Annotated in this window: 7 protein-coding genes; 3 read left to right on the forward strand and 4 right to left on the reverse strand. The window is 74.0% G+C overall.

Annotated elements, in window-relative coordinates; translation table 11 throughout:
- The 3 genes from PV341_RS42225 to PV341_RS42235 all read right to left on the reverse strand — a co-directional run.
- Positions 1-969, reverse strand: a 969-nt coding sequence (locus PV341_RS42225) for an HRDC domain-containing protein (RefSeq protein WP_500360639.1), incomplete at its 3' end; no start/stop codon positions are given.
- 79 nt (positions 970-1,048) lie between these two features.
- The gene (locus PV341_RS42230; protein ID WP_018563211.1) at positions 1,049-1,711 is read right to left on the reverse strand and encodes a response regulator transcription factor; all 663 of its coding nucleotides are present in this window, start codon (positions 1,709-1,711) and stop codon (positions 1,049-1,051) included.
- A 215-nt stretch (positions 1,712-1,926) separates the two neighbouring features.
- Complete coding sequence (locus PV341_RS42235; protein WP_500321814.1) at positions 1,927-2,577, reverse strand: DUF3000 domain-containing protein; 651 nt, start codon at positions 2,575-2,577, stop codon at positions 1,927-1,929.
- A gap of 89 nt (positions 2,578-2,666) precedes the next feature.
- Between PV341_RS42235 and hemE the strand changes: the two genes are divergently transcribed.
- The gene (hemE, locus tag PV341_RS42240; RefSeq protein WP_499514595.1) at positions 2,667-3,710 is read left to right on the forward strand and encodes a uroporphyrinogen decarboxylase; all 1,044 of its coding nucleotides are present in this window, start codon (positions 2,667-2,669) and stop codon (positions 3,708-3,710) included.
- Positions 3,711-3,757: 47 nt separating this feature from the next.
- Here hemE and PV341_RS42245 read toward each other — a convergent pair whose 3' ends face one another.
- Complete coding sequence (locus PV341_RS42245; protein ID WP_500321813.1) at positions 3,758-4,780, reverse strand: DUF4349 domain-containing protein; 1,023 nt, start codon at positions 4,778-4,780, stop codon at positions 3,758-3,760.
- Positions 4,781-4,907: 127 nt separating this feature from the next.
- Between PV341_RS42245 and hemG the strand changes: the two genes are divergently transcribed.
- Positions 4,908-6,353 carry a protoporphyrinogen oxidase gene (hemG, locus tag PV341_RS42250; protein WP_500321812.1) on the forward strand — a complete coding sequence of 482 codons (1,446 nt, stop codon included), beginning with the start codon at positions 4,908-4,910 and terminating at the stop codon, positions 6,351-6,353.
- 4 nt (positions 6,354-6,357) lie between these two features.
- Positions 6,358-7,089 (forward strand): hydrogen peroxide-dependent heme synthase, encoded by a 732-nt coding sequence (hemQ, locus tag PV341_RS42255; RefSeq protein WP_499514598.1) that lies wholly within the window; start codon positions 6,358-6,360, stop codon positions 7,087-7,089.
- Positions 7,090-7,300 lie beyond the last annotated feature (211 nt).

Raw genomic sequence — 7,300 nt, forward strand, 5'->3', positions numbered from 1 at the left:
GAAGAGCCAGGTGTAGGCGGGGCCGGGCTGCGGGAGGTCGCGCTCGGGGATGCTGCGGGCGTGGTCGATCGCGGCCTGCCACTGCTCCAGCTGGCGCCGCCCCATGCGATGTCCGAACCCCGGGAGCGCGGCCAGCGCGTGCGCGTTGGGGGTGGCCTCCAGCGAGGCGGTGACGATCGCGGCGTCGGTGAGGACCCGGCCGGGGGAGACGTCCCGTTCGCGGGCGAGCCGGTCCCGGAGGTTCCACAGTTCCCGCACGACCGCCATCTGACGGCGCCGGCGCACCTTGTGCATGCCGGAGGTGCGGCGCCAGGGGTCGACGCGGGGCGGGGGCGGCGGGGCCGCGGCGATGGCCGCGAACTCCTGCAGTGCCCACTCCAGCTTGCCCTGGGCGCGCAGTTCCTCCTCCAGCGCGTCGCGCAGGTCGACCAGGAGCTCGACGTCGAGCGCGGCGTACCGCAGCCACGGTTCGGGGAGCGGCCGGGTCGACCAGTCGACGGCGGAGTGGCCCTTCTCCAGGGCGTACCCGAGGACGTTCTCCACCATCGCGCCGAGCCCGACCCGGGCGAACCCGGCGAGGCGGCCGGCCAGCTCGGTGTCGAACAGCCGGGCGGGCCGCATGCCGGCCTCGTCGAGGCACGGCAGGTCCTGCGTGGCGGCGTGCAGCACCCATTCCGTGCCGTCGAGCGCGGCGCTCAGCGCCGACAGGTCCGGACAGGCGACGGGGTCGATCAGCGCGGTCCCTGCCCCGGTGCGGCGCAGCTGGACCAGATAGGCCCGCTGACCGTAGCGGTAGCCGGATGCGCGCTCGGCGTCGACGGCGACAGGTCCGGAGCCCGCGGCGAAAGCCGCGACGATGTCGGCGAAGGCCTCCGGGCTGGCGGTCACCGGCGGGATTCCCTCGCGCGGGTCCAGCAGCGGGACCGGCGCCGGGGGTGCTTCTGTTGCGGTCTCTCGGGCGTCGGTCACCAGTCAAGAGTATCTGTGTACAGCAGCCGCCCGCCGACGGAACGTTCCGTCGGCGGGCGCACGCGGGATATGACTTCGATCAGTGGATGATGCCGGTACGCAGCGCTACCGCGACCATGCCCGCGCGGTCACCGGTGCCCAGCTTGCGGGCGATCCGGGCCAGGTGGCTCTTCACGGTCAGCGCCGACAGCCCCATGGAGACGCCGATCGCCTTGTTCGACTGGCCCTCCGCGACCAGCCGCAGCACCTCCACCTCGCGGCCGGACAGTTCGCGGTAGCCGCCGCCGTGGCCGGGGGCACCCGGTGGGCGGCGCTGCAGCCGCTGGCCGGCCGGGCCGAGGGGTACGGCGCCGGGGCGGCCCGGGATGCCGAGGTTGGTGCGGGTGCCGGTGACGACGTAGCCCTTCACACCGCCCGCGAGGGCGTTGCGCACGGCTCCGATGTCGTCGGCGGCGGACAGGGCCAGGCCGTTGGGCCAGCCCGCCGCCCGGGTCTCGGCGAGCAGGGTCAGCCCGGAGCCGTCGGGGAGGTGTACGTCGGCGACGCAGATGTCTCGGGGGGTGCCCACCCGGGGCCTTGCCTCGGCGATGGAGGACGCCTCGATCACGTCGCGTACTCCGAGCGCCCACAAGTGGCGCGTGACGGTGGAACGTACGCGGGGATCGGCGACCACCACCATCGCCGTCGGCTTGTTGGGGCGGTAGGCGACCAGGCTTGTGGGGTGCTCGAGAAGAACCGACACCGGGCCTCCTGGGACATTGGCGGGAAGGGTCACAGGTTCCTTCGGCAGCAACTTCGCCCGGCTTTAGAGAATGATCACGACTTGTTTAGTAACAATTCCGGCAATTCGGACGCGCTGTCGACCAGGGTCGATCGAAGGTGTGAAGATCGCGGTCACCGGGTGTCAGACCTTGTTGACGGCGGTAAAGCGAATGGTCAGCGCGGGCGCGGCGGCCCTCAGCGCGTCTGCTGCGGACCGCGCCGCTTCGGCAGCGGCACCACCGAGGGGCCGCCGCCCGGCTGGGGGCAGGAGGGGTCCGAGGGCGCCGGCGGCAGCCCCGCGCAGGTGCACACCAGGTCGCACCAGGCCGCCAGGTGGGTGGCCATGTCCGGTACGCCGCCATTCACGGCGAGCGGCGTCCACGAGGCCCGGATCTCGATGCGGGTGGAGTCCTCCCGCCCGGCCAGGGCGCCGAAGTGGTGCGAGGAGCTGCGCGAGACCGTGCCGCCCGCCGCGGTGAAGGCCGCGCCGCGGCCCTCCAGGGCACCGGTCAGCCACGACCAGCTGACCTCGGGCAGCAGCGGGTCCGCCGCGATCTCCGGCTCCAGCTCCGCCCGGACGAGGGTGACCAGCCGGAAGGCGCCGTGCCAGCCCTCCTGCCCGTCGGGGTCGTAGAGCAGCACCAGGCGCCCGTCCCCGATCTCCTCGTCGTCGACGACGACCGCCGCCTCCAGGGCGTACGCGTGCGGTGCCAGGCGCTTGGGCGGGGGCACCGGATCGAGCTCCACCTCGTGCCGTACCCGGGCGCGCAGCAGTGCGTCGACCGCGTGCTGGAACGGGAGGGGGGCGTCGTTCCCGTCCGAGAGGTGCCCATGAGCCGCTGCCATGCCCGGAAGCGTAGGCCGAAGGGGGCCCGCAGTGAGGGAGGACACCCGGTCGGGCGGGTCGCCCACTTGGCGCATGCGAAGATTCGGGGGTGAGTGCGCACCAGCAGACCGCTGCTTCCCCCTTCATCCTGGCGTGCCGGCGCCGGCCCGTGCCGCACACCCCCGTGTGGTTCATGCGCCAGGCCGGGCGCTCCCTCCCCGAGTACCTCAAGCTGCGCGAGGGCATCCCCATGCTCGAGTCGTGCATGCGGCCCGACCTCGTCACCGAGATCACGCTGCAGCCCGTACGGCGGCACAAGGTCGACGCGGCGATCTACTTCAGCGACATCGTGGTGCCGCTCAAGGCCATCGGGCTCGACCTCGACATCAAGCCGGGCGTCGGCCCGGTCGTCGAGCAGCCCATCCGCACCAGGGAGGACCTGCAGCGCCTGCGGCCGCTCGACCCGGACGACGTCAAGTACGTCACCGAGGCGATCGGCATGCTCACGGGTGAACTCGGCACGACGCCGCTGATCGGCTTCGCGGGCGCGCCCTTCACCCTGGCGAGCTACCTCGTCGAGGGCGGTCCGTCGCGCAACCACGAGCGCACCAAGGCCCTCATGTACGGAGAGCCCGAGCTGTGGGCGGAGCTCCTGGACCGCCTCGCGGACATCACCTCGGCCTTCCTGAAGGTGCAGATCGAGGCCGGCGCCAGCGCGGTGCAGCTCTTCGACTCCTGGGTCGGCGCGCTCGCCCCCGAGGACTACCGGCGCTACGTCATGCCCGCCTCCGTCAAGGTCTTCCGGGCCGTCGCGGACTACGGCGTGCCCCGCATCCACTTCGGCGTCGGCACCGGCGAGCTGCTCGGGCTCATGGGCGAGGCCGGCGCGGACGTGGTCGGTGTGGACTGGCGCGTCCCGCTGGACGAGGCCGCCCGCAGGGTCGGCCCCGGCAAGGCGCTCCAGGGCAACCTGGACCCCGCGGTGCTCTTCGCCCCGCGCGAGGCGGTGGAGAAGAAGACCCGCGAGGTCCTGTACTCGGCCGGAGCCGCCCCGGGCCACATCTTCAACCTGGGCCACGGCGTCCTGCCCACCACGGACCCCGACGCCCTGACCCGTCTCGTGGACTTCGTCCACACCGAGACGGCCCGCTGACGGCGGTGTCCCCGCGCCGCCCGGCGCGGGGACACCGGGGTCCGCCGCTACTCCCGCGGCTGTGCCCCGCCGTCGCCCGCACCGATCGGCGCGGGCACGGTCACCGGCTGCGGGGGCGCGGCGACGGGGCGCCGGGCGGGCAGCACCCGGCGCAGCAGCCGGAAGCCCAGGTAGCCGAGGAGGGCCAGCGCCGCGAACGGGGCCAGCACGGCGAGGGCGACCAGGAGGGCCCGCAGGGTCAGGTAGAAGGCGTGCCAGCCGCTGCCGAAGGCGCTGCCCACGGTGGCCCAGAAGCCGTCGTCCTCCTTCTCCGGCGCCTCCTTGACGGCCGGCTCCTGCACCTCCAGCGTGATCGTCGCCATCCCGGTCCGCTCCTTGAGCGAAGCCTGCTGGGCCTCCAGCGACTCCAGGTCGGCCTGGCGGGAGCTGAGTTCGCTCTCCAGGGAGACGATGTCGCTGAGCCTCGTCGCCCGGTCCATCAGCTCCCGTACCCGCGCCACGCTCGCCCGCTGCGTCTTGAGCCGGCTCTCGACGTCCACGACCTGGCCGGTGACGTCCTGGGCGTCCACCTTGCGGTTGCGCAGCGTGCCCAGCTCCGACAGGTCGCGCAGCACCCGGTCGTAGCCGTCCGGCGGCACGCGGAGGGTGATGGTGGAGTACTCGCGGCCGTCGTCGTCCAGGCTGGTGCTCTCGTTGCCGACGTAGCCGCCCGTCCCCTCCACGAGCGTGCGCGCCTTGGCCACGGCGCCGGAGACGTTCTTGGCCTCGACCGTCAGCGTCGCCGTGCGCACGATGTAGGACTGCGCCAGGGTCGGGGTCCTTCCCGCCCCGGTGCCGGACCCCTTGCCGGTGGCGTTCTTCGCGTCGCCGTCCGCCCCGGTGGCCGCGGTCTGCGCGCCGGGACGCTCGGCCAGGTCGGGTGCGGCGGCGCCCGCCTTGCCGCCCGCCTCGCTGGAACTGCTGTCGGTGCTGTCGGCGCCGCAGCCGGTGAGCGTGAGGGCGGCGGCCAGTGCCAGGGCGCCGAGGACGGCGGCAAGTGGTCTGCGGGCGGTGGTGGTTGACGTGCTCACAGGGCGTCCCCCCGGGGTCGTTGCGTCTGTTGCCGATTCGACGCGAGGGGCGCGGGGCGGGTTTCGGGTCCGTGATCCCGAAGAGGTCACGGTTAGGGCTCGTTCCGGCGTCTGAGACAGTGGAGCCATGAGCAATACGCAGCCCCGGGCCGGGCATGTGGTGGTCGTGGGCGGCGGGGTCTCCGGACTCGCCGCGGCGCATTTCCTGCTGGAGGACGGCGTGGCACGGGTGACCGTGCTGGAGTCCTCCGGGCGCCTGGGCGGGAAGCTGTACGCGGACGAGATCGCGGGCGTCCCGGTCGACCTGGGCGCCGAGTCGATCCTGGCGCGCCGTCCCGAGGCGGTCGACCTGGCCCGCGCCGTCGGCCTCGGCGACGACCTGGAGGCGCCCGCCACGACGAACGCGGGCCTGTGGACGCGCGGCCGGCTGCGCCCCATGCCCAAGGGCGGCGTCATGGGCGTCCCCGGCGACCTCGGCGCGCTCGCCGCGTCCGGGGTGCTCTCGGCGGCCGGCCTCGCGCGGCTGCCGCTCGACCACGTCCTGCCCCGCACCAAGGTGGGCGAGGACGTGGCGGTGGGCGCCTACGTCGCCGCCCGGCTGGGCCACGAGGTCGTCGACCGGCTCGTCGAACCGCTGCTCGGCGGGGTGTACGCGGGCAACGCGTACGAGATCTCGCTGCGCGCCGCCATCCCGCAGCTGTACGAGGGCGCGCGCGGCGGCCGCTCGCTGATCGAGGCCGTCCGCGAGAGCCAGCGCAAGGCCGCCGCCGCGCGGCAGAACGGCCCCGTCTTCGCCGGCATCCGCGGAGGCGTCGGGCGGCTGCCGGTCGCCGTCGCCACGGCCTGCCGGGCCGCCGGTGCCCGCATCGAGACCGACGCCCCGGTGCGGACGCTGCGCCGCACCCCCGACGGCTGGGAGGTCGCCTTCGACCACGACGGCACCCGCGAGACGCTGTCCGCGGACGCGGTCGTGCTCGCCGTGCCGGCCCCGGCCGCCGCCAAGCTGCTGGCCGCCGAGTCACCGGGCGCCGCCGCCGAGCTCTCGACGGTGGAGTACGCCAGCGTCGCCCTGGTCACCATGGCCTTCCGGCGCCGCGAGATCGCCCACGCGCTGCCCGGCAGCGGCTTCCTCGTCCCGCCGGTGGACGGGCGCACCATCAAGGCGTCCACGTTCTCCGCCCAGAAGTGGCACTGGAGCGGCGCCGCCGACCCGGACGTCTACGTCCTGCGCACCTCGATCGGCCGGCACGGCCAGGAGGCCGACCTCGCGTGGGACGACACCGACCTCGTCCGCCTCTCCCGCCAGGACCTCGGCGAGGCCGTCGGGCTCACCGCGGCCCCGGTCGCGGCCCGTGTCACCCGCTGGGACGGCGGCCTGCCGCAGTATCCGGTCGGCCACCTGGCCCGGGTCGCGCGGCTGCGCGAGCACGTCGCGAAGCTGCCCGGCCTCGAGGTGTGCGGCGCCCTCTACGAGGGCGTCGGCATCCCGGCCTGCGTCGCGAGCGCGCGCGGCGCGGCCACGCAGGTCCTGGGCACCCTGCGGCGGGCGGCGGAACCGGACGCGGGACAATAGCCCCATGACCGACTCCACTGCATCCGCCGCCCCCGCCAAGGCCCCCAACGCCGGCAAGAAGGCCAAGGACCTCAACGAGGTCATCCGCTACACCCTCTGGTCGGTGTTCCGGCTGCGCGACGTCCTGCCCGACGACCGCACCCGCTACGCGGAGGAGGTGGAGGAGCTCTTCGAGCAGCTCGCCGAGAAGGACGTCACGGTCCGCGGCACGTACGACCTGTCCGGGCTGCGCGCCGACGCGGACGTCATGATCTGGTGGCACTCCGAGACCGCCGACGCCCTCCAGGACGCGTACAACCGCTTCCGCCGCACCATGCTGGGGCGCCTGCTGGAGCCCGTCTGGTCGAACATGGCCCTGCACCGCCCGGCGGAGTTCAACAAGAGCCACATCCCCGCCTTCCTCGCCGACGAGACGGCCCGCGACTACGTCTCCGTCTACCCCTTCGTCCGCTCCTACGACTGGTACCTCCTCCCCGACGAGGACCGCCGCCGCATGCTGGCCGACCACGGCAAGATGGCGCGGGGCTACCCGGACGTGCGGGCGAACACGGTGGCGTCGTTCTCGCTGGGCGACTACGAGTGGATCCTGGCCTTCGAGGCGGACGAGCTGCACCGCATCGTGGACCTGATGCGTCATCTGCGGGCCTCGGAGGCGCGTATGCACGTCCGCGAGGAGGTGCCGTTCTACACGGGTCGTCGTAAGTCGGTGGCGGATCTGGTGGCGGGTCTGGCCTGAGGCCCGGCCCCGCGCGGGGGCTTTCCGGGGTGGCGGGTGCCGGGCGGAGTCCGGCGGGCCGGTCGAAGCCCGGGAGGCCCCTTGGGGCCGAGCGGTGCGAGGGCGGCTGTGGGGGAGGGGCCACGGGTCGTTAAGTCCGTGGCGGAGCTGGTGGCGGGTCTGGCCTGAGGTCCGGCCCCGCGCGGTGCGTCAGCTCGGGGCGGCGCGGAGG

Source organism: Streptomyces sp. PA03-1a, assembly GCF_033792805.1.
Lineage (GTDB): Bacteria > Actinomycetota > Actinomycetes > Streptomycetales > Streptomycetaceae > Actinacidiphila.

Excerpts from the sequence above, each read along its gene's own strand:
- hemG (WP_500321812.1), top strand. The coding sequence starts at position 4,908 with ATGAGCAATACGCAGCCCCGGGCCGGGCATGTGGTGGTCGTGGGCGGC.
- hemQ (WP_499514598.1), top strand. The coding sequence starts at position 6,358 with ATGACCGACTCCACTGCATCCGCCGCCCCCGCCAAGGCCCCCAACGCC.
- PV341_RS42235 (WP_500321814.1), bottom strand. The coding sequence starts at position 2,577 with ATGGCAGCGGCTCATGGGCACCTCTCGGACGGGAACGACGCCCCCCTC.